At 72.7% G+C, this 22722-nt stretch carries 18 protein-coding genes; 14 read left to right on the plus strand and 4 right to left on the minus strand.

Going from position 1 to position 22722, the window contains the following annotated elements:
- Positions 1-111 precede the first annotated feature (111 nt).
- Both ACIF9R_RS26215 and ACIF9R_RS26220 read right to left on the minus strand, forming a co-directional pair.
- Positions 112-1401: a deoxyguanosinetriphosphate triphosphohydrolase gene (locus tag ACIF9R_RS26215; protein WP_399984713.1), complete on the minus strand. Its 1290-nt coding sequence runs from the start codon at positions 1399-1401 to the stop codon at positions 112-114.
- 163 nt (positions 1402-1564) lie between these two features.
- Positions 1565-2341, minus strand: coding sequence for a sirohydrochlorin chelatase (locus tag ACIF9R_RS26220; RefSeq protein ID WP_399984715.1), 777 nt, complete (start codon positions 2339-2341; stop codon positions 1565-1567).
- A gap of 212 nt (positions 2342-2553) precedes the next feature.
- Here ACIF9R_RS26220 and ACIF9R_RS26225 point away from each other — a divergent pair, with 212 nt between their 5' ends.
- The 7 genes from ACIF9R_RS26225 to ACIF9R_RS26255 all read left to right on the plus strand — a co-directional run bounded on the left by ACIF9R_RS26225 (position 2554) and on the right by ACIF9R_RS26255 (position 8677).
- A complete protein-coding gene (locus ACIF9R_RS26225; protein WP_399984717.1) occupies positions 2554-3258 on the plus strand; it encodes a vancomycin high temperature exclusion protein in 705 nt (234 codons plus the stop codon).
- Positions 3259-3289: 31 nt separating this feature from the next.
- Entirely contained in the window at positions 3290-3538 is a 249-nt protein-coding gene (locus tag ACIF9R_RS26230; RefSeq protein ID WP_399984719.1) for a hypothetical protein, read from the plus strand.
- Entirely contained in the window at positions 3535-3936 is a 402-nt protein-coding gene (locus ACIF9R_RS26235; protein WP_399984721.1) for a DNA-binding protein, read from the plus strand. Before ACIF9R_RS26230 ends, ACIF9R_RS26235 begins: the two co-directional genes overlap by 4 nt.
- A 111-nt stretch (positions 3937-4047) precedes the next feature.
- The gene (locus tag ACIF9R_RS26240; protein WP_399984724.1) at positions 4048-6342 is read left to right on the plus strand and encodes a molybdopterin oxidoreductase family protein; all 2295 of its coding nucleotides are present in this window, start codon (positions 4048-4050) and stop codon (positions 6340-6342) included.
- Positions 6343-6488: 146 nt separating this feature from the next.
- Entirely contained in the window at positions 6489-6896 is a 408-nt protein-coding gene (locus tag ACIF9R_RS26245; RefSeq protein WP_399984726.1) for a gamma-glutamylcyclotransferase family protein, read from the plus strand.
- A gap of 435 nt (positions 6897-7331) precedes the next feature.
- The gene (locus tag ACIF9R_RS26250; protein ID WP_399984729.1) at positions 7332-7898 is read left to right on the plus strand and encodes a hypothetical protein; all 567 of its coding nucleotides are present in this window, start codon (positions 7332-7334) and stop codon (positions 7896-7898) included.
- Positions 7899-8026: 128 nt separating this feature from the next.
- Positions 8027-8677 carry a class F sortase gene (locus ACIF9R_RS26255; RefSeq protein WP_399984732.1) on the plus strand — a complete coding sequence of 217 codons (651 nt, stop codon included), beginning with the start codon at positions 8027-8029 and terminating at the stop codon, positions 8675-8677.
- Between the two features lie 359 nt (positions 8678-9036).
- Here the strand turns inward: ACIF9R_RS26255 and ACIF9R_RS26260 are convergent, their stop codons facing one another.
- Positions 9037-9819: a sulfite exporter TauE/SafE family protein gene (locus ACIF9R_RS26260; RefSeq protein WP_399984734.1), complete on the minus strand. Its 783-nt coding sequence runs from the start codon at positions 9817-9819 to the stop codon at positions 9037-9039.
- Between the two features lie 216 nt (positions 9820-10035).
- Here ACIF9R_RS26260 and ACIF9R_RS26265 point away from each other — a divergent pair, with 216 nt between their 5' ends.
- The 6 genes from ACIF9R_RS26265 (at position 10036) to ACIF9R_RS26290 (ending at position 17122) form a co-directional block, all read left to right on the plus strand.
- Positions 10036-11271, plus strand: coding sequence for an NAD(P)/FAD-dependent oxidoreductase (locus tag ACIF9R_RS26265; RefSeq protein ID WP_399984737.1), 1236 nt, complete (start codon positions 10036-10038; stop codon positions 11269-11271).
- On the plus strand, positions 11271-13868 hold the full coding sequence (gene nirB / locus ACIF9R_RS26270; RefSeq protein WP_399984740.1) for a nitrite reductase large subunit NirB: 2598 nt from the start codon (positions 11271-11273) through the stop codon (positions 13866-13868). The genes ACIF9R_RS26265 and nirB overlap by 1 nt, the downstream gene beginning before the upstream one ends.
- A complete protein-coding gene (nirD, locus tag ACIF9R_RS26275) occupies positions 13865-14215 on the plus strand; it encodes a nitrite reductase small subunit NirD (protein ID WP_399984743.1) in 351 nt (116 codons plus the stop codon). Before nirB ends, nirD begins: the two co-directional genes overlap by 4 nt.
- A 544-nt stretch (positions 14216-14759) precedes the next feature.
- Positions 14760-15725 (plus strand): SMP-30/gluconolactonase/LRE family protein, encoded by a 966-nt coding sequence (locus tag ACIF9R_RS26280; RefSeq protein WP_399984746.1) that lies wholly within the window; start codon positions 14760-14762, stop codon positions 15723-15725.
- Between the two features lie 164 nt (positions 15726-15889).
- Complete coding sequence (locus ACIF9R_RS26285) at positions 15890-16321, plus strand: LAETG motif-containing sortase-dependent surface protein (RefSeq protein ID WP_399984748.1); 432 nt, start codon at positions 15890-15892, stop codon at positions 16319-16321.
- A 378-nt stretch (positions 16322-16699) separates the two neighbouring features.
- Positions 16700-17122 (plus strand): excalibur calcium-binding domain-containing protein, encoded by a 423-nt coding sequence (locus ACIF9R_RS26290; RefSeq protein ID WP_399984751.1) that lies wholly within the window; start codon positions 16700-16702, stop codon positions 17120-17122.
- A 240-nt stretch (positions 17123-17362) separates the two neighbouring features.
- Here the strand turns inward: ACIF9R_RS26290 and ppdK are convergent, their stop codons facing one another.
- Positions 17363-20110 (minus strand): pyruvate, phosphate dikinase, encoded by a 2748-nt coding sequence (gene ppdK, locus ACIF9R_RS26295; protein WP_399984753.1) that lies wholly within the window; start codon positions 20108-20110, stop codon positions 17363-17365.
- A 548-nt stretch (positions 20111-20658) separates the two neighbouring features.
- Between ppdK and ACIF9R_RS26300 the strand changes: the two genes are divergently transcribed.
- Positions 20659-22437, plus strand: coding sequence for a CDP-alcohol phosphatidyltransferase (locus ACIF9R_RS26300; RefSeq protein WP_399984756.1), 1779 nt, complete (start codon positions 20659-20661; stop codon positions 22435-22437).
- The last annotated feature ends 285 nt before the right edge of the window (positions 22438-22722 follow it).

Here is a 22722-nt window from a genome sequence, read left to right on the forward strand (position 1 = left end):
AGGCCAAGCGGGTCATGGTCGTCCCGCTATCGCCGCATGCCCATGACCCGTCCGCCTCATGACCGGTCCGCCTCATGACCGGCCCGCTCATGACCGGCCCGCTCATCCCGCTCATGACTGCCGCCCCGTGAGCCGGGCGTGCAGTGAGCGGGCCGAGGCGTCCGTGAGGGACGCGATCTGGTCGACGATCACCCGCTTGCGGGCGCGGTCGTCGCCGGCCCGGTCGAACAGCGTGCGGAACTGCGGGTCCAGGCCGTCGGGGGCGCGGGCGGTGAGCGCCTCGGCCAGTTCGAGCACGACGACGCGCTGGTCGGCGCGGAGCAGTTCCTGTTCGGCGCGCTGCATGACGTAGCGGTCGGCGACCGCCTTGAGGACCGCGCACTCCATGCGGGCGCCGCGCGGTACGACCAGCTCGGCCCCGTAACGGGTGAGGCGGCCGGTGCCGAAGGCCTGCCGGGTGGCGCCCTCGGCGGCGAGGCAGAAGCGGCCGATGAGCTGGCTGGTGGCGTCCTTGAGACGGGCCTGGGCGACGGCGGTGCCGTCGTAGCCGTGCGGCCACCACTCCTGGGCGAGGAGGCGGTCGAGAGCCTCCGCGAGTTCGGCGGGGTCGGTGTCCGCGGGGACGTAGCGCCCGACGGCGACGGCGAAGACGGCGTCCCGCTCCGGATCGGCGTGCAGGACGTTGGGGTCGATGTGCCCGGCGTGCAGGCCGTCCTCCACGTCGTGCACCGAGTAGGCCACGTCGTCGGACCAGTCCATGACCTGGGCCTCGAAGCAGACGCGGGTGCCGGGGGCCTCCTTGCGGACCCAGTCGAAGACGGGCTGGTCGTCGTCGTAGACCCCGAACTTCGGGGAGGCCGGGTCGGTGGGGTGGGCGCCGCGGGGCCAGGGGTACTTGGTGGCGGCGTCGAGCGTGGCGCGGGTCAGATTGAGACCGACGGAGCCCTCGGGGGTGAACCGTTTGGGTTCGATGCGGGTGAGGAGGCGCAGCGACTGGGCGTTGCCCTCGAAGCCGCCGCAGTCCTGCGCGAACGCGTTCAGCGCCTGTTCGCCGTTGTGCCCGAAGGGCGGGTGTCCCAGGTCGTGGGAGAGGCAGGCCGCCTCGACGAGGTCGGGATCGCAGCCGAGGGCGGCGCCGAGCTCGCGGCCGACCTGGGCGCATTCGAGGGAGTGGGTGAGGCGGGTGCGGGGGCTGGCGTCCCACACCTGGTGCTGTGCGCCGGGGGTGACGACCTGGGTCTTTCCGGCGAGGCGGCGGAGAGCGGCGGAGTGCAGGACGCGGGCGCGGTCGCGTTGGAAGGCGGTGCGGCCGGGGCGTTTGTCGGGTTCGGGGGCCCAGCGGGCGACTGACGTCGGGTCGTATGCGGTGGGGGGTGTGGTGAGGGGTGCGGTGCCTTCCATGTGATGACAGTACGGGTGTGGTGTGACAGGGGGCTTGGGGTGGGGTGGGGTCGTGGGGTGCGTCGGGGCTTGGGGTTTTCGGGTTTTCGCCCCCGCCGCCCCTTCCCGTCCCGTCCCTGGGGCTGCGCCCCAGACCCCCTTTTGCGCAGTTCCCCGCGCCCCTCTATGCGGAGGCCAGTTGCAGGGGTGTGGTGGACGGGGTGCTTGCTGTGCGGTCGTAGCGGTGGAGGAGGAGGCGGGGCAGGGCCGGGTGGGTGCCCAGGGGGGTGGAGGCGATCCAGGGGGCCAGTGCCGCGGACTCCGTGGCGAAGCGGCCGGGGGCCGTGAAGTAGGAGGCGACGGCGACCCGGGTGCGGCCTCGGGCGGCCAAGGCGTGGAGGGCGTCGGTGACGGTGGGGGCGGCCGCGGAGGCGTAGGCGGGGACGACGGGGACGCCGAGGCGTTCGGCGAGCAGCCGCGCGGTGCGGCCGGTGTCGGCCTTCGCGTCCGGGTCGCGGGATCCGGCGGCGGCGAGGACGACGCCGCTCGCCCGGCGGGTCGCCGCGTCCGCGGGGGTGCGCCAGCCTGCCTCGGTGAGGCGGGCGTGCAGGGCGTCCACGAGCAGGGGGTGCGGCCCGAGGGGGGCGGCCACGCGTGTGTGCAGCCGTGCCCCGGCGGCCATCTCCGGAATGTCCCGCTTGACGTGGTAGCCCCGGCTGAGCAGCAGCGGTACGAGGACGGCGGCCCGGGTCCCGCGCGCGTCCAGCTCGGCGAGGGTGTCGGGGAGCAGTGGTGCGTTGAGTTCGATGTGGCCCAGGTGGACGGACAGGCCGGGGCGCAGGGCGCGGACCCCGTCCAGGAGCTGCCGTACGGTGCCCAGCGCGCGCGGGTCGCGGCTGCCGTGGGCCACGACGACGAGAGCGGGCCGGGCGGTGCGGTGGTGCATGGGGTACGCCGTCATACGGCGATCGTGACGGCGGTACGTTGCCTGCCTGTTGCGCGGGCGTGACGAGGGCTTTCCGTCGGTACACGATGCGGGGCGCGGCCGGTGTGAGGCCGTGGACCTGCGACGTTCTCCCGGGCTGTGAAGCGGGTCACAGAGCGTAAGGAGAACCGGAGGGGTCGTGCGGGGCGTCTCTGCGGGTCGAGGAGCGACCGGGAGGGGCCCGTCCGATGCGCCGTTTCGGATTCCGCCGTCCGCGTCTGCCCCGTACCCGCACGGGGCAGCGGCGGCTGGTGCGGACGGTCGTCGCGGTGTGTGTGCTCGCTCTGCTGCCGGCCACCTGGCTGCGCCTGACGACGGACGGCCGGCTGCGCACCACCGCCGACGTGCCGCGCACCGACGTCGCCGTGGTCTTCGGGGCGGGCCTGTGGGACGGGGAGCCGTCGCCCTACCTCGCCCACCGGCTCGACGCGGCGGCGGAGCTGTACCGCGCGGGGCGGATCGAGGTGGTACTGGTCACCGGCGACAACAGCCGCGAGGACTACGACGAGCCGGACGCGATGCGCGCGTACCTGATCCGGCACGGCGTGCCCGGCACCCGCATCGTCAGCGACTACGCGGGGTTCGACACCTGGGACTCCTGCGTCCGCGCGAAGAGGATCTTCGGTGTGGACCGCGCGGTACTGATCAGCCAGGGTTTCCACATCCGGCGGGCGGTGGCGCTGTGCGAGACGGCCGGGGTCTCCTCGTACGGCGTCGGCGTCGACGAACCGCACGACGTCACCTGGTACTACGGAGGCGTCCGGGAGGTCCTCGCCGCCGGGAAGGCGGCGACGGACGCGGCGTTCCGTCCCGATCCCCACTTCCTGGGCCCGGAGGAACCGGGGGTGGAGCGGGCGCTGGCGAAGGCCCGAGCCGGGCATCCGCAGGAGTGACCGGCCACGCATACTGCGGTATGCTTTCTTTATGGCGGACACTACACGCATCACGGTGACGCTCCCCACGGAACAGGTCGCCGAACTGAGGAAACTCACCGACAACGTCTCCGGCTACGTCGCCGAGGCGGTGGCGCGTCAGCTGCGCCACGAGCTGCTCGGCGCCGACCTGCTGCGCCATCAGGAGGAGTACGGGGCCTTCACCGACGAGGAGTTGGCGGAAGCCCGTTCCCGGATCCTCAGCGGCACCGATGCCGGTGGCTCCCAGAACGCGGCTTGAACGTGCACATCGAGACCCTCGTCCTCGATTCCGAGGGCCTCTCCGCCTGGATCGCGCAGGACCGCAAGATCCTCGCCATGTTCCAGGTCTTCCATGACATGGGTGCGGACATGGTCGTCGGAGCCAACACCATCGTGGAGGTCAGCCACGGACGGGTGAACACGGCCCGAATGCGGTGGGCGCTGTCCCGGGTCAGGGTCGAGCCGGTGACCGAGCAGGCGGCGAAGGCGTCGGCGGAGCTGCTCAAGGCCACTGGCCTGCACGGGCACAAGTACGCGATCGACGCGACAGTGGCCGAGATGGCGCTGCGGCAGCCGGGCCCTGTGGCCATACTGACCTCCGACGTCGACGACATGTCCCGGCTGTGCGGTGACCGCATCCGGCTGATCGGCGTCTGAGCGGGAGGGCCGGCGCCTCACCGCGGGCCGTCGGCGGCGGGGAGGTCGCCGTACCGGGCGTGTAACGGGGGCCGGTGGGAGGCGTAACACCGGGGACGCAGCCTGGACCGTATGCAGAACACCGTGACGCCCACGCACTGCCCCTACTGCGCCCTGCAGTGCGGGATGAACCTGACGCCGTCCCCGGACGGGAGCACCGTCGAGGTGAGTGAGCGCGCCGACTTCCCGGTGAACCGGGGGGCGCTGTGCGGGAAGGGGCGTACCGCACCGGCGGTACTGTCCTCGGCCGTGCGGCTGACCTCACCGCTGGTGCGGGCCGAGGGGGGCGCGCTGGTGCCGGCCTCCTGGGAGGAGGCGCTGGAGCGGGTCGCCGCGGGGCTCGGGCGGACGCGCGCGGAGTACGGGGCGGACGCGGTCGGGGTGTTCGGCGGGGGCGGGCTGACCAACGAGAAGGCTTACAGCCTGGGGAAGTTCGCGCGCGTGGTGCTGGGGACCTCGCAGATCGATTACAACGGGCGGTTCTGCATGTCGTCGGCCGCGGCGGCGGGCGGCAAGGCGTTCGGGCTCGACCGTGGGCTGCCGTTTCCGCTGGAGGACATTCCGAGGACCGGCTGTGTGATCCTCGTCGGGTCGAACCCGGCGGAGACGATGCCGCCGTCGCTTCGCTACTTCACCGAGCTGAAGGAGAACGGCGGCACACTGATCGTCGTCGATCCCCGCCGCACGAAGACCGCCGAGCACGCCGATCTGCATCTGGCGCCGCGTCCCGGCACGGATCTCGCACTGGCGCTGGGCCTGCTGCACCTGATCGTCGCCGAAGGACGCACCGACGAGGCGTACATCCGGGAACGCACCAGCGGCTGGGAGGAGACCCGGGCCGCCGCGATGGCCCACTGGCCGGAGTACGTGGAGCGGATCACCGGTGTGTCCGTACCCGAACTGCGGGAGGCGGTGGAGCTGTTCTGTGCCCCGGAGGCGGCGATGGTGCTGACCGCCCGCGGCCCCGAGCAGCAGTCCAAGGGCACCGACACGGTGGGCGCGTGGATCAACCTGTGCCTGGCGACGGGGCGGGCGGGGCGCCCGCTGTCCGGGTACGGCTGCCTGACCGGGCAGGGCAACGGGCAGGGCGGGCGTGAGCACGGCCAGAAGGCCGACCAGTTGCCCGGGTACCGCAAGCTGACCGACCCCGTGGCGCGGGCGCATGTCGCCGAGGTGTGGGGCGTGGAGCCCGACTCGCTGCCGGGGCCGGGGCGCAGCGCGTACGAACTGCTCGACGCGCTGGGCACGGACATCCGTTCGCTGCTGCTGATGGGCTCCAACCCGGTGGTGTCGGCGCCGCGCGCCGCGCACATCGAGGAGCGGATCCGCTCACTGGACTTTCTGGCGGTGTGCGACGTCGTCCTGTCGGAGACGGCGGCGCTCGCCGATGTCGTCCTGCCGGTGACGCAGTGGGCGGAGGAGACGGGGACGACGACGAACCTGGAGGGACGGGTGCTGCTGCGCCGCCGCGCGATCACGCCGCCGGCGGGCGTCCGCAGCGATCTGGAGGTCCTGCACGAACTCGCCGCGCGGCTGGGCGGGGAGGGGAATCTGGAGAAGAAGTTCCCGACCGACCCCGAGGAGGTCTTCGAGGAACTGCGCCGGGCCAGTGCGGGCGGCCCCGCGGACTACTCCGGGATCACCTACCGGAGGCTGGCCGAGGAGAACGGCGTGTTCTGGCCGTGCCCGGCGCGGACGGAGGGCATCGGGAACGCGGACGGCACCGGTACGGGGACCGGGACCGGGACCGGGACCGGGACGGCGACAGGGACCGGCACGGAACCTCTCGGCAGCGGCGGGCACGCCCCACGGGACGTCACCGGGCTCGACGACCCGCTCGACCGCCCGACGCGGGCCCACCGTACCGGTCGGCCCGCCACCACCGACGGTGCTCCCGGCGTCCACCCGGGCACCCCCCGGCTCTTCCTCGACCGGTTCGCCACCGAGGACGGGCGGGCGCGGTTCGTACCCGTCGCGCACCGGGCGATCGCCGAGGAGCCCGACGACGAGTACCCCGTACTGCTGACCACCGGGCGGGTCGTGGCGCAGTACCAGTCCGGCGCCCAGACCCGGCGGGTCGACGAACTGAACGCCGCCGCGCCGGGCCCGTTCGTGGAACTGCACCCCCGGCTGGCGGAGCGCCTCGGCGCGGCCGAGGGCGAGCCGGTGGCCGTCGTGTCCCGGCGGGGGCGGGCGGTGGCACCGGCGCGGATCACCACGGCGATCCGCCCCGACACGGTCTTCATGCCGTTCCACTGGGCGGGCGAGGGCCGCGCCAACACCCTCACCAACCCGGCCCTCGACCCGACCTCCCGAATGCCGGAGTTCAAGGCGTGCGCGGTACGGCTTGAGGCGGTACGGCCCTGAAGCCCTGAACGCCGAGCCCCGCCGCGTGCGCCGACTCCGCTCCGAGGGCCCGGGGCCGGCCCACGAGGGGCGAGAATCGTTGCCGCAAGGCCCCCGGCGCCACACCGGCGCAGCGGGCTCCGCCGACCGTCCACGCAGGTGAACGAGTGATCCTCCCCTTCTTCGTCTACGGCACGCTCCGCCCCGGCGGGCGCAACCACGACCTGCTGCTGCGCGGCCGCGTCCGGAGCGAGGAACCCGCCCGGTTCCGGGGCGCGAGGCTGTACGAGGGGCCCGGGTATCCGTACGCCGTCGAGGAGCGCGGCGCGCTGGTGAGCGGGGAGCTGGTGACCGTGCTGCCGGAGGCGTATCCGGGGCTGCTCGCCGAGCTGGACCGGCTGGAGGAGTACGTACCGGGTGACCCGCGCAACCTGTACGAGCGGGTGGTCGGGGAGGTCGTCCGGGAGGCGGACGGGGCGGCGGTACGGGCCTGGGTGTACGTCGCCGCTCCCGCCGTCGCCGCGCGGCTGCGGGCCGGGGGGAGACCGGTCGAGGGCGGCAACTGGCGGGGGTGACGGCCGGGCGCGCGCCCGCACCGGGGACCCGCGCCCGCACCGGCGGACGGGGCACACAGCCGCACCCTCCGGCGGGGGAACGCCCTCGCCCGCCGGCTCCGGTGCGGGCCCTCACCCCGGCCCCGCCCCGCCTCCCTGCCCGCCCGGGCCCCACCCACTCCCCACCCACCCCGGTCACCCGTTCACAGCCCCGCCGCCCGCCCTTCGGGAGCTTTCCGTGGTCCGGTCCGCACGGAGTCGGTGACCTGCTGAAACGTGCCGTCGGCCGCCCCCGGCCGACGGCGCCTGACACCCGTTCAGCCGCTGCCCTGACGCTTCCTCAGGAAGCGGCGGCGGTCCGGTGGCACTTACCTCGGAGAGGCAGGGACGCGTCCGACGGCGGCACATGGGGGTGCACGCGGGCCGGGTCCCCTCCGTGAGCCTGAGGGAGCACCGATGCGACGTACCGCCCGGCCGCTGACCGGCGTCACCGGTATGACCGGTCTGACCGGCGCCGCGCTCGCCGTGGCCACCGCGGGGCTGCTCGCCGCACCCCCCGCGTACGCCGTGGAGTCGCACGGCCCGCCGGCCGGGACCCTGGAGGTGTACCCGTCGTCGGTCGCGCCCGGCGCGCAGGTGACGGTGAACACCGCGGCGTGCGGTGGCGAGGAAACGGCGGCCGGGGACGCGTCCGCCGTGGGCGCGGGCCGGTTCACGCTGACGCCGAGCGCTCACGAGCAGGATGCGATCGGGCAGTTCCAGGTGCCGCCGAGCGCGCAGCCGGGGACGTACGAGATCGTCGCGGCGTGCGCCGGGAGCGGCCGGCGGGTGGCCGGTGACCTGATGGTCACGCTGACGCCCGAGGCCCAGCCGGCGCGCCCCCGGGGGAGTGTGAAGACGGGGGTCGGTGGTGCGCTGGGCACCGACCCCGTACAGACCGCGGCCGGGGTGACGGCTCTCGCCGTCGCCGCCGCGGGCGGTACCTGGCTCCTGCATCGCCGGGCGAGAGGCGACGGGATCTGACGGGGTCGACGGGCACCCTCCGCTGCCCGTCCCCCGCCGGTACCGCAGTTCCCCTCCCCCTCCGGGTCCGACGCCCCTCGCGGCCCGGAGGGGGAACGGGGCCGAACTCGAGATGAGGTCAGTCCGCGATGCGCCGCAGGTTCCGCCGGGCCGGGGGTCCGGGCAACGTAGCGATAGCCGCCGTCACGGTGCTCGCCCTGTGCGCGGGGGCATGGCTGCTGCACGACGGGACCGTGACGCACGCCCCGCCACAGCCCTCCGCCGCGCAGGCGCACACGGGCGACGACGACCGCAGTGCGGGCGGGTCCTCGGCACCCGCGCTGCCGCTCTCCCCGCCCGAACGCGTCCGCATCCCCTCGATCGACGTGGACGCGCCCCTGACACCCCTCGGTCTGACGGGGACCGGCAGCCTCGACGTCCCTCCCGCCGACCGCGAGAACCTGGCCGGGTGGTACGAGGCGGGCACCGCCCCCGGCGAGCGGGGCACCGCGATCGTCGCGGGTCATGTCGACAACGCCGACGGCCCCGCCGTCTTCTACTCCCTCGGTGCCGTGCGCAAGGGCAGCACCGTCGAGGTGGACCGGCGGGACGGCAGGACGGCCGTGTTCACGGTGGACGCCGTCGAGGTGTACGCCGCGGAGGACTTCCCCGACCAAAAGGTGTACGGGCCGGCCGACCGCCCCGAGCTACGGGTCATCACCTGCGGCGGCGGCTGGTCCCGGACCACCGGATACCGGGGCAACGTGGTCGTCTACGCCCACCTGACGGGCAGCCGCTGACCCGCCGACGAGGACGGGGACGGACGGCGGACGACGGCCGGCGGACGACAGACGGTGGACGGTGGACGGTGGACGGCGTACGCGCGCCGCACCCGCGCCCGGGGCGTCCGCCGCACCTGTGCCCGAGGCGTCCGCCATACCCGCGCCCGGAGCGCCCGCCGGTCCATGGACGGCGCGGGACCCGCCGGTCCACGGACGCCGCGGGGCCCGCCGTCCCCTGTCCGTGCGGGGAGGAGGCTTCTCCCCGCGGTTCGGCCGACGGGACGCGACGGGCCCGGTCACCTCACCACTGCCCGTGGGCCCGCCGTAGGCCTTAAGCCGTAGGGCCGTCGGCCACCGGCCGGCCTCGCCCCGCCGGCTCAGGCCACCCACTGCTCGTACGCCAGGTTCGCCACCAGGGCGAGGACGACCGTCAGCAGGACGACGCGGACGAAGCCGCTGCCCCTCTTCAGGGCCGTGTGCGCGCCGAGCGTGCCGCCCGCCAGGTTGAACACCGCCATCAGCGCCGCCAATTGCCACAGCACCGCGCCCTGCCAGGCGAACGTCGCGAGGGCGCCGGCGTTGGTGCAGCAGTTGACGATCTTGGCGGTGCCGGAGGCGGTGACCAGGTCGAGGTGGAGCACGGCGGTGAGCGCCAGGACGAGGAACGTACCGGTGCCGGGGCCGATGAGGCCGTCGTAGAAGCCGATACCGAGGCCGGCCAGGCCGATCGCGGCGAGGATCTGGCGGCGGGTGGCCGGGCCGGCGGCGGGGGTCGTGCCGAAGGCGGGGCGCAGGATGACGAAGGCGGCCACCGCGAGCAGCACCACCATGATCACCGGTTTCAGGACCTCGGTGCTCATCCCGGCGGCGAAGAAGGCTCCGGCCGACGAACCGACGAGGGCGGCCAGACCGATGCGTACCGCGTTCTTGACGTCGACCGGGGCCTTGCGGGCGTAGGTGATCGCCGCGCCGGTGGTGCCGACGATCGCGACCGCCTTGTTGGTGCCCAGGGCGTGCGCGGCGGGGGTGCCGGCGGGCAGGCCGAGCAGCAGGGCCGGCAGGAGGAGCAGCCCACCGCCGCCGACCACGGCGTCGACCCAGCCGGCGGCGAGTGCGGCCAGACAGAGCAGAACGACCGTGGTCAGGGAGATGTCGGGCATGGCCGTGAGCCTACGGACGGGGTAGATGCTGCGTCCATCAAGATGAGCGTTTGTTGAGGTTGGCACGGGGGCCGGCCCCGCCGGCCTCCTCACAGCGCCGCCCCGGCCGGCGCCCCGAACCCTCACATCCGGCCCGTGCCGCCGCTGAGGGCAGCGTTCCGCGCGGGAAACAGAGGGGATGCTGCCGGGTAACACCCGCACCGCACGCTCAAGGACATGACCTCGAACGAGCGTGTGGTGGTGATCGGCTCCGGCCTCGCGGGTGTACGACTCGCCCGGCGGCTCGGCGAGCTCGGCACGCCCGTGACGCTGATCGGCGAGGAGGAGCACCGGCCGTACAACAGGGTGCTGCTCGCCGAGGTACTCGCCGGGCGCTACAGCCCCGAGGTGATCGCCCTGCCGGCGCCCGCCCGGCTCACCCGGGCCCGCGTCACCGGCATCGACCGCGCGGCGCGCACCGTCAGCTGCGCGGACGGCACGGTGACCGGGTACGGCCGGCTGGTCCTGGCCACCGGCTCCAACCCGGTGCTGCCGCCGCTGCGCGGACTGTTCACCGCGGACACCGCGGACACCGCGGACCACGAACTGCCCGAGGGCGTGCACGCCTTCCGCACCATGGACGACTGTCTGGGCCTGGCCAAGGCGGTACGGCCGGGGGTGCGGGCGGTGGTGATCGGCGGCGGGCTGCTCGGCGTCTCCGCGGCCCGGGCGCTCGCCGTGCGCGGCGCGCAGGTCGTCCTCGCCCAGCAGTCCGAGCGGCTCATGGAACGCCAGCTGGACCCGGCCGCGTCCGTGCTGGTCGAGCGGCATCTGACCGGCCTCGGCGTCGAGGTGCACACCGAGTGCCGGGTGCGGGACGTGCGCTGCGTCGGCGGCGCGGTCCGCTCGGTGGAGCTGGCCGACGGATACGCCCTGGACGCCGACCTCGTGGTCCTGGCCTGCGGGGTGCATCCGAGGGTCGGTCTCGCGCAGGCCGCGGGACTGGACGTCCGCAAGGGTGTCGTCGTCGACGACGAGCTGCGCACCTCCGACCCGTACATCCACGCGATCGGTGACTGCGTCCAGCACGCCGGCACGGTATACGGGCTCGCCGCCCCGGCCCTGGAACAGGCCGACGCGCTGGCCGCGCTGCTCGCCGGGGACACCGCCGCCCGCTACACCGGCACCCGTTCCCTGACCCGGCTCACCCTCACCGGCCGGCCGGGGCCCTTCGACCTCGCCGCCTTCGGTGACACCGAGGCGTTGCCGGGCGACGACGTCGTGCAGCTCACCGACGCCACCCGGGGCACCTACCGCAAGGTCGTCGTCCGCGACGACCGCCTGGTCGGCGGGGTCCTGGTCGGCGAACTCGGCACCGTCGGCGCCCTCGCGCGCGCCTGGGAGGGAGCAGAGCCGCTCCCGTCCGCCGGCGGGCCCCTGCTCCACCTGCTCACCACTGACGGAGGCTCCTGATGTCCACGGACACACCGACCATCGTGCTCATCGGCCACGGCATGGTCGGCCAGCGTTTCCTCGAGGCGCTCGCCGGGCGCGGCCTGACCGCCACGCACCGCGTGGTCGTGCTGTGCGAGGAGCCGCGTCCGGCCTACGACCGCGTCCAGCTCACCTCGTACTTCTCGGGGAAGACCCCCGAGGACCTGTCCGTGACGGACCTGAGGCTCATCGAGGACCACGGCATCGAGCTGCGCGTCGGCGACCCGGCGGAGACCATCGACCGCCAGGCGCGCGAGGTGACCGCCCGCTCGGGGCTGGTCGTGCACTACGACATCCTGGTCCTGGCCACCGGCTCCTACCCGTTCGTACCGCCGGTGCCGAACAAGGACGCGAAGGGCTGCTTCGTCTACCGCACGATCGAGGACCTGCTCGCGATCGAGGAGTACGCGCGGAGGTCGACCACCGGTGCCGTGGTCGGCGGCGGACTCCTCGGTCTGGAGGCGGCGGGCGCGCTCAAGGGTCTCGGACTCACCTCGCACATCGTGGAGTTCGCGCCGCGCCTGATGCCGGTGCAGGTCGACGAGGGCGGCGGCGCGGCACTGCTGCGCACCATCGAGGACATGGGCCTGAGCGTCCACACGGGCGTCGGCACGCAGGAGATCGTGGTCGGCGACGACGGCGCGGTCACCGGCATGAAGCTGTCCGACGGCAGCGAACTCTCCACCGACCTGGTGGTGTTCTCCGCCGGTGTCCGTCCCCGCGACCAGCTCGCCCGGGACTGCGGTCTCACCGTCGGCGAGCGCGGCGGCATCACCGTCGACGAGCAGTGCCGTACGGTCGGCGACCCCCGGGTGTTCGCGATCGGGGAGTGCGCGCTGGCCGCCGACGGCCGGGTGTACGGCCTGGTCGCACCCGGTTACGAGCAGGCGGAGACGGCCGCGGCGGCCATCGCCGGGGACGCGTCCGCGTTCACCGGCGCCGACCTGTCGACCAAGCTGAAGCTGCTCGGCGTGGACGTGGCGTCCTTCGGCGACGCGCACGGCGCCGCCGAGGACTGCCTGGACGTCGTCTACTCCGACTCCCGGGCCGGTCTGTACAAGAAGCTGGTCATCGGCCGCGACGGCACGCTGCTCGGCGGCATCCTGATCGGCGACGCGGACGCGTACGGCACGCTGAAGGCCTTCACCGGCTCGGTGCCGCCGGTCTCCCCGGAGTCACTGGTGCTGCCGGCCGGCGCCGGGGCACCCGTCCAGCTCGGCCCGTCCGCGCTGCCGGACGACGCGATCATCTGCTCCTGCAACAACGTCCGCAAGGGCACCATCCGCGAGGCCGTCACCGAACACCACTGCACCACCGTGCCCGAGGTGAAGAAGTGCACCAAGGCCGGTACCACGTGCGGCAGTTGCGTCAAGGTCCTCGGCCAGCTGATCAACGCCGAGTTGGAGGCGAGCGGCGTCGAGGTCGACAAGGGCCTGTGCGCCTGCTTCGCCCAGACCCGCGAGGAGCTGTACGAGATCGTCCTCGCCCTGCGCATCACCTCCTACCGTGAGCTGCTCGACCGGCACGGCCGGGAGGCCGCCCGGGACGGCGACGGCTGTGAGGTCTGCAAGCCGGCGGTCGGCTCGATCATCGCCTCCCTCGCCCCGACGATCGGCGCGAGCACCCACGTCCTGGACGGCGAGCAGGCGGCCCTGCAGGACACCAACGACCACTTCCTGGCCAACCTGCAGAAGAACGGCTCGTACTCGGTCGTGCCGCGCATCCCCGGCGGGGAGATCGCGCCGGAGAAGCTGATCGTGATCGGCGAGATCGCCCGCGACTTCGGCCTGTACACGAAGATCACCGGCGGTCAGCGGATCGACATGTTCGGCGCCCGGGTCGAACAACTCCCCCTCATCTGGGCCCGCCTGGTCGACGCCGGCTTCGAGTCCGGCCACGCCTACGGCAAGTCGCTGCGCACGGTGAAGTCCTGCGTCGGGCAGACCTGGTGCCGCTACGGTGTCCAGGACTCCGTACGCATGGCGATCGACCTGGAGCTGCGCTACCGCGGGCTGCGCTCCCCGCACAAGCTCAAGTCGGCGGTCTCCGGCTGTCAGCGCGAGTGTGCGGAGGCCCAGTCGAAGGACTTCGGTGTCATCGCCACCGCGAGCGGCTGGAACCTCTACGTCGGCGGCAACGGCGGCGCCACCCCGCGCCACGCGGATCTGCTCGCCCAGGACCTCTCCGACGCGGAACTGATCCGCCTCATCGACCGGTTCCTGATGTTCTACATCCGCACCGCCGACCGCCTGGAGCGCACCAGCGTCTGGCTGGACCGGATCCCCGGCGGCCTGGACCACGTGCGGGACGTGGTGGTCCACGACTCGCTCGGCATCTGCGACGAACTGGAGTCGCTGATGGCCGCTCATGTCTCCGCCTACCGCGACGAGTGGGCCGAGACCATCAACGACCCGGAGAAGCTGGCCCGGTTCGTGTCCTTCGTGAACGCGCCCGACACCCCCGACCCGGTGGTCGCCTTCGTCCCCGAACGCGACCAGATGAAGCCCGACCTGCCGCTGCTGACCATCGGTCTGCGACCTGCCGACGACATCCTGGAAGGAACCGCCACGCGATGACCCTGGTACTGGAGACCACCGACCTCAAGGTCCGCATCCGCCTGACGGACGACTGGTTCACGGTCTGCGACCTGAGCACGCTGCTCCCCGGCCGGGGTGTGGCGGCCCTCCTGCCCGACGGACGCCAGGCCGCCGTCTTCGCCGACCGCACCGGGCGCCTCTACGCCATCGACAACCGCGACCCCTTCACCGGCGCCGCGGTCCTCTCCCGCGGTCTGACCGGCACCCACCGGGGCCGCCCGTTCGTCGCCTCCCCGCTGCTCAAGCAGCGCTTCGACCTGGAGTCGGGGCAGTGCCTCGACGACGAGACGGTGCGGGTGACGGCGTACGAGGTGAAGGCGGCCTGACCGGCCCGTGCCCGTCCGGCATCCGGTAGGCGGGTTCCGTGGACCGGGGAGCGGGTGAGGTGGGTGCGGTCCGGCCCGGTGACGGGCGGACAGGCCGGCGGGGGTGGCGCCGGCCGGGGCCCCCACGGTCACCGGCCGGCGCCCGCCTTCCCGGACCGGCCGGCGCACGCACCGGCCGCGAGACCCGCGGGCCGTGGGACTCACAGGCCGCGCGGCGCGGTCGCACGGTGCGCCGGCCACGGAAAGGCCGCCGGAGAGGGTCGCTCGGGTCCGGCCGGGGTCCCGAGGGCTCCGCCCCGGTCCGGGACCGGCCGTCGGCCCCCTGTGCGGCTTACGGAGGGGTACGACGGATGCTCCCCGTGGAAGGTTCACCGTTCGCGGGGAATTCCGGTGAGCACGGATGTTCCGGCCGAGCACGCTCCCGGCCTGTCGAGTTCCTGTCGGATTCGGCCCGTCGCGGCCCACGGGCGGGGTTCATCGGGTTACATCGGTTCCGCCCCGACCGTTTCAGGCCCCACCCCCATCCGTCACGGAGGCCCGAACCATGACCCGGAAGCACCCGCAGACGTCTCCCCTCTCCCGGCCCTCCCGGCGTGCTGTGCTCGGCGGTGCCGCCTTCGCCGCGTTCACGGCGGCGGCCGGCGCCGGTACCGCGCGGGCCGGCGGACACCGGCCCGCCTGGCCGGCCGAGTTCCCGCTGCCGGACGGCTGGCTGCCCGAGGGCATCGCCATCGGCCGCGCGCCCTACGCCTACCTGGGCTCCCGCGCCGACGGCGCGATCCTCCGGACCGACCTGCGCACCGGCAAGGGCACCGTCCTCCACCAGGGCACCCCCGGCCTCGCGGCCATCGGGCTCAAGATCGGCCACGACGGCCTGCTGTACGTCGCCGACGGCGGGGGCGGCACCGCACGCGTCGTGGACGCCCGCACCGGCGGGCTGCGGCGGACCCATCAGCTCACCGAGAGCACCGGCCAGTTCATCAACGATGTCGTCCTGCTGCGGGACCGCGCCTGGTTCACCGACTCCCGTGGCGCGGTCCTGTACGGCGTCCCGCGCGGCCGGGGCGGCACGGTGCGGGAACTGCCGCTCACCGGCGACTGGGAGCAGGTGCCGGACGTCATCAACGCCAACGGCATCGTCAGCACCCCCGACGGCCGCGATGTCATCGTGGTCAAGAGCACGCCGGGCGAGCTGTACCGGGTGAGCCTGCGGACCGGCCGCGCCACCCGGATCGCCCTGGCCGGCGCGGAGAACGTGGTCAACGGCGACGGTCTGGTCCGCGTCGGCCGCACGCTGTACGTCGTACAGAACCGGCTGAACCTGGTCACCGTGTTCGACCTGGACGCCCGGGCGACGACGGCGACCCTGCGGCGCTCGATCACCGACCCGCGTTTCGACGTCCCCGCGACCGCCGCCCGCTTCCGTGACCGCCTCTACCTGGTCAACGCCCGCTTCACCAGTCCCCAGACCCCGGAGACGACGTTCACGGCGGTGGCGGTGCCGCTGTAGGTCCCGAAGCCGCCTCCCCCCGCGCATGGCGGAGAGCCATGCCCCCGTCACGTAACGTTCACATCACGGGTTCTTCATATCTCCCATACGCCACGGGCCCCCCACTAGCTTCGTCTCTCTCGCACCAAGCACACCCATACGCCCGATCCGGGGGGATCCTCACCATGCATCCGTTCCGTACCTCCGCCGCCGCGGTCCTCGCCGCCCTCGCCCTGGCCGCCGTACCGGCCACCGCCGTGGCCCACGACGGCGACCACCCGTTCAAGAACTGCACCGAGGCCTACAGCAACGGCTACAGCAACATCGCCCAGGGCGACGACCACTACGGCAAGCACCTGGACCGCGACAATGACGGCGTCGGGTGCGACCAGCCACCCGCGGACTTCACCCCGCACGAGGAGGATGCGGACACCGGGAGCGACAGCACCGGGAGCACCGACACCGGCAGCAAGGCGGAGAGCGGCGGCGGCACCGACCTCGCCGAGACCGGCGGCAGTGACGCCACCCCGTACATCGCGGCGGGCGGTGCGGCCGTGGTGCTCCTGGGCGGTGGCGTGATGATCGCGGCCCGCAGGCGCCGCGACACCGATCACTGACGCCGTCCCGCACGCCGACCGGCCCCCCGGTTCCCGCATACGACGTCGGGCCGGTCTCCCACTGTCGGGGCTCAGGCCTCACCCGTCCAACTACTGCCCTCGCGAAGGGCGTTCGGGGGTGAGGCCCCGCCCCTGCCGCACGGACGGCGCGGGCGGCCCCCACGTCTCCGGCCCCGGAGGGCACCCTCTCCCGAGGCGCCGGGGGAAGGCGCCGCGGTGAATGATGCCTTCCGTTTGTGGCGCTCCGCCACGAAATCATCACATCACGTTCACATCACAAGTACCGCATAGCTCTCTGCAACAACACGAAACCCCCAGTAACTTCATCACGCCATAGCCCGGTACCGGCACCCGTATTCGATCTGGGGGGCTACTTCCATGCACCCGATTCGCTCCTTCGCCACGGTTCTCGCAGCCCTCGCCGTGGCCGCCCTCCCCACCGCCGCCATGGCCCACGACGGCGACCACCCCTTCGCAAGCTGCTCCGACGCCTACGCGAACGGATACAGCAGCATCTCCGGAGGGGACGACCACTACGGTCCTCACCTGGACGACGACGGCGACGGCATCGCCTGCGACCAGCCACCCGCGGACTTCACCCCGCGCGACATCACGGAGATCGGCGACGACACCACCGCCGTGACCGACACCAGCACGGCCGCCCAGGACGACGACCTCGCCGAGACGGGCGCCGGCAAGAGCGACAGCGACAACAACACGTACCTGGTCGTCATCGGGGTCTCCGTCGTCGTCATCGCGGGAGGCACCGCACTCGTCATCGCCCTCGCGCGCCGCAGCTGACCGCACCCAACAGGCTCCGGACGCCGATCACCCGACGACAGCGGGGCGATCGGCGCCCGCGGACGCACCGACCGTGCCGTCCCCGGGGAGCGGAGCGACGCCGCCGCGCGCGTGCGCGCACACGAAGAAGAGGACGGCACCCCCGCACGGGTGCCGTCCTCTTCTTTCGTGATCCGGAGCCGCCGCCGATCGGTGAGGGTGGTCGGGTGACAGACAGCGGCTCCGGGGCTTCGCGCGGCCCTACCGGTGGTCGCTGCCCGCCGAGGTGACCGCCGCGCGGCCGGCCTCCAGCCGGGCGACCGGGATGCGGAACGGGGAGCAGGAGACGTAGTCCAGGCCCACCTCGTGGAAGAAGTGGACGGACTCCGGGTCGCCGCCGTGCTCACCGCAGACGCCGAGCTTCAGGTCGGGGCGGGTCTCGCGGCCGGCCTTGGCGGCGAGCTTCACCAGGGAGCCGACGCCGTCCCTGTCGATCGTCTCGAACGGCGACACCCCGAAGATCCCCTTCTCCAGGTACGCCGTGAAGAAGGAGGCCTCCACGTCGTCCCGGGAGAAGCCCCAGACCGTCTGGGTGAGGTCGTTCGTACCGAAGGAGAAGAACTGCGCCGCCTCGGCGATCTGGCCGGCAGTCAGCGCGGCGCGCGGCAGCTCGATCATCGTGCCGATGGAGAGCTTGAGCCGGGTGCCGGTAGCCGCCTCGACCTCCGCGATGACCTTGTCGGCCTCCTCGCGGACGATCTCCAGCTCCTGGACCGTGCCGACCAGCGGAATCATGATCTCCACACGGGGGTCCGCCTTGGCGCCCTTGCGCTCGGCGGCCGCCTCCGCGATGGCCCGTACCTGCATGGTGAACAGGCCGGGGATGACCAGACCGAGACGGACACCGCGCAGACCCAGCATCGGGTTCTGCTCGTGCAGCCGGTGCACGGCCTGGAGCAGGCGCAGTTCGTTCTCGTGCGGCTCCTGCCGGGACTCGGCGAGGGCGACCCGGACCGACAGTTCGGTGATGTCGGGCAGGAACTCGTGCAGCGGCGGGTCGAGCAGGCGGATGGTGACCGGGAGGCCGTCCATCGCCTCGAAGAGCTCCACGAAGTCCCGCTTCTGGAGCGGGAGCAGGGCCTTCAGGGACTCCTCGCGCTCGGCCTCGGTGTCGGCCAGGATCAGCCGCTCCACCAGCTCGCGCCGGTCGCCGAGGAACATGTGCTCGGTACGGCACAGGCCGATGCCCTGGGCGCCGAAGCGGCGGGCGCGCAGCGCGTCCTCGGCGTTGTCGGCGTTGGCGCGCACGCGCAGCCGGCGCTTGCGGTCGGCGAAGGCCATCATGCGGTGCACGGCCTCGACGAGCTCGTCGGCGTCGTCGGCGCCCGGGTGCATCCGGCCCTCGAAGTACTCCACCACCGGGGACGGGACGACCGGGACCTCGCCGAGGTAGACCTTGCCGGAGGAGCCGTCGATGGAGACGACGTCGCCCTCCTCCACCACGTGCCCGCCCGGGACGGTCATCCGGCGGCGCTTGGTGTCGACCTCCAGCTCCTCGGCACCGCAGACGCAGGTCTTGCCCATGCCGCGCGCGACGACGGCCGCGTGGGAGGTCTTGCCGCCGCGCGAGGTGAGGATGCCCTCGGCCGCGATCATGCCGTCGAGGTCGTCGGGGTTGGTCTCCCGGCGGATCAGGATGACCTTCTCGCCGGAGCGGGACCACTTGACGGCGGTGTAGGAGTCGAAGACCGCCTTGCCGACCGCCGCGCCCGGGGAGGCGGCGATACCGCGTCCGACCGGCTCGACCTTGGCGTCCTCGTCGAAGCGGGGGAACATCAGCTGGGCGAGCTGGGCGCCGTTGACCCGGCAGAGCGCCTCGGCCTCGTCGATCAGGCCCTGGTCGACGAGCTGGGTGGCGATCCGGAAGGCGGCGCCCGCGGTGCGCTTGCCGACGCGGGTCTGGAGCATCCACAGCTGGCCGCGCTCGATGGTGAACTCGATGTCGCAGAGGTCCAGGTAGTGGTTCTCCAGCGTCTCCATGATCTGCATCAGCTGGTCGTACGACTTCTTGTCGATCGACTCCAGCTCGGCGAGCGGCACGGTGTTGCGGATGCCCGCGACGACGTCCTCGCCCTGCGCGTTCTGCAGGTAGTCGCCGTAGACGCCCTGGTGTCCCGAGGCGGGGTCGCGGGTGAAGGCGACGCCGGTGCCGGAGTCGGGGCCGAGGTTGCCGAAGACCATGGAGCAGACGTTGACGGCGGTGCCGAGGTCGTGCGGGATGCGCTCCTGGCGGCGGTAGAGCTTGGCACGGTCGCCGTTCCAGGAGTCGAAGACCGCCTTGATGGCGAGGTCCATCTGCTCGCGCGGGTCCTGCGGGAAGTCCCGGCCGGCCTCGGTCTTGACGATCTTCTTGAACTTGGTGACGAGCTTCTTGAGGTCGGCGGCCTCCAGCTCGGTGTCGACGGTGACCTTCTTGGCCGCCTTCGCCGCCTCCAGCGCGTCCTCGAAGAGGTCGCCGTCGACGCCGAGGACGGTCTTGCCGAACATCTGAATGAGGCGCCGGTAGGAGTCCCACGCGAACCGGTCGTCGCCGGCCTGCTTGGCCAGGCCCTGCACGGACTTGTCGGACAGACCGATATTGAGGACGGTGTCCATCATGCCCGGCATGGAGAACTTGGCCCCGGAGCGGACCGACACGAGGAGAGGGTTGTCGGCCTGGCCGAGCTTCTTGCCCATCTTCTCTTCGAGGGCGTCGAGGTGAGCGCTCACCTCGTCACGCAGTGCCGCCGGCTCCTCGCCACTGTCGAGGTAGGTCTTGCAGGCCTCGGTGGTGATGGTGAAGCCGGGCGGGACAGGAAGACCCAGGTTGGTCATCTCGGCGAGGTTGGCACCCTTGCCGCCGAGCAGGTCCTTGAGGTCCTTGTTGCCCTCGGTGAAGTCATAGACGAACTTCACGCCCTCAACGCTCGTGCCCGGCTGAGCTACGTGGGGTTCTTTGTTTTCCGACACGGGTCTCGACTCCTCGAGGACGCGGTGGCTGCCCTGACGGCGAGGAATCTACCCAGATCAAAGGCGTCTGGGTACGGCCACTTGTGCGTCATGCGCCTGTAACCACTCGTGCGCCAGCGGATTGAAAGTCAAAGCTTGGCAAGCCATGGCGAGCGCATGTTTTCACTTCTTGAACGCATCCTCTCACCATCAGGGCTTCCCTTCGCTCATATGAGCGTCAATCTCCACGCTTGTTTTCGCTCGATGAACGATCAAACGGGTGGCACTGAGTGCCAACCTTTGAGAAGTACAGTCGCTCGTAAATCGCTCATCTGAGCGCCACCCCTATCAAGGGTGGCGAGAATCACGCTGTCACACGGCGCCGGATTTCACCATGCGGACGGAGACCGGCCGGGCGGCCCGCCCGGCCGCGGGCGCCCGCCCCAGGCACGAAATCCCCGGTCAGGTGAACGCACCGGTCGGCCCGCCCGTACGGAACGATGGCGGATCCGGACCCCCACGCCGGGTCCGCCACCTTCACCGGCCTCGGTACGGAAGGAACCTCCGGGTTGCCCGCCTTCACACGTGTCCTCGCACGCCTGCGCGCCCTGCGGCGCCCGCGCGTCCCCGGGCGTCCGCGCGTCCCCGGGCGTCCGCGCGTCCCCGGGCGTCCGCGCGTCCTCGCCCGCCTGCGCGACGCGCGTGACGCGCACCCCGCCGCCGTCCGCACCCTCCGGCGCACCGTCCACGTCCTCGCCGCCGTGCTGGTCGTCGCTGCCCTCCTGATGCCGAACAACGCTCCGGGGCTGACCGCCGAACGCTTCACGCGCATACCCGGTGAGGCGATCATCGGCGCCGTCCTGCTGCTCGCCCTCCCCCGCCGGCCGCGCATCGTCGTGGCCGCGCTGTACGGGGCGTCGCTGGGCGTGCTGACCGTGCTGAACCTGCTCGACATCGGGTTCAAGGAGTATCTGGGCCGTGGCTTCAACCTCGTCCTCGACTGGGGCCTGCTCGACGACGCCCAGTCCTACATCGAGGACTCGATGGGCCACGCGGCGGCCGTCGGCGCGGCCGTCGGCGCGGTCCTCCTCACCCTGCTGCTCGTGGTCGTCATGGCGCTGGCCACCGTCCGGCTCGGCAACCTGCTGGCCCGGCACCGCGCCCACGCGACCCGGGGCGCGCTGATCGCGGGCACCGTGTGGATCACCTGCACCGCGCTCGGTGTGCAGATCGCCGGGGTGCCGGTCGCCTCCGACCTGGCCGCCGACGCGGTGAAGGGACAGACCAAGCGCGTGGTCGAGACCCTGCGCGACGAGGCGGCGTTCGCGAAGGAGGCGCGCTCCGACACCTTCGGGGCCACTCCCCCCGGCCAGCTGGTCCCGGACCTGCGCGGCAAGGACGTCGTCTTCGCCTTCATCGAGAGCTACGGCCGCAGCGCCCTGGAGGACCCGCTCATCGCCCCCGGGGTCACCGACACCCTCGACACCCGCACCGCCGCGCTCGCGCGGGCCGGCTACCGGGCGCGCAGCGGCTGGCTCACGTCGGCGACGTACGGCGGCAGCAGCTGGCTCGGCCACTCCACGGCCCTGTCCGGCCTGTGGATCGACAACCAGCAGCGCTACCGCACCGCCACCAACAGCGACCGTCTCACCCTCACCAAGGCGTTCCGCAAGACCGGCGCCTGGGACACCGTCGGCATCATGCCCGGCGTGCAGAAGGCCTGGCCGGAGGCGAAGTGGTACGGCCTCGACAAGGTCTACGACGCCTTCGAACTGGGCTACCGCGGACCGAAGTTCAGCTGGTCGACCATGCCGGACCAGTACGCCCTGGAGGCGTTCGAGCGGCTGGAGCACGGCAGGAAGCGCGACCGGCCGCTGATGTCGGAGGTCATCCTCACCTCCAGCCACCAGCCCTGGGCGCCGCTCCCCGAGATGGTCGACTGGGAGGACCTCGGCGACGGTTCGCTCTTCGACGCCATCGAGAAGGCGGGGAAGGAGTCGTCGGACGTCGTCGCCGACTCCACGCAGTCCCGGGAGGAGTACGGCAAGTCGGTCCAGTACTCCGTCACCAGCCTCACCGAGTGGCTGGAGCGCTACGGCACCGACGACACCGTGCTGGTCTTCCTCGGCGACCACCAGCCCATCGCCCGGGTCAGCGGCCACGGCGCGAACCGTGACGTGCCGGTGACGGTCGTCGCCAAGGACCCGAAGGTGCTGGAGAAGATCGAGGACTGGAACTGGACCGAGGGGCTCCGGCCGGCGAAGGACGCGCCCGTGTGGAAGATGGACGCCTTCCGTGACCGCTTCCTCGCGGCCTACGGATCCGTCCCCCACCCCACCGGGAACTGAGCCGGCCGCCACGGGCGCCGGTACGGCGGAAGACACCCGAGCAACCACCCGGGGGCGCGGGACGCCGCCGGACGCGGGGGCAGCCGCCGGACGCGGGGGCCAGCCGCCCGGACGCGGGGGCCAGCCGCCCGGACGCGGGGGCCAGCCGCCCGGAAGCAGGGACAGCCACCAGAGGCAGGGGCAGCCACCGGACGCGGAGACAGCCACCCCAGGCGGGGCCAGCCACCCGAGGACAGGACAACCCCCGGAGGGCGGGCCAGCCACCGGACGCGGAGACAGCCACCC

This window comes from Streptomyces sp. NPDC086080 (assembly GCF_044540255.1).
Classification (GTDB): domain Bacteria; phylum Actinomycetota; class Actinomycetes; order Streptomycetales; family Streptomycetaceae; genus Streptomyces.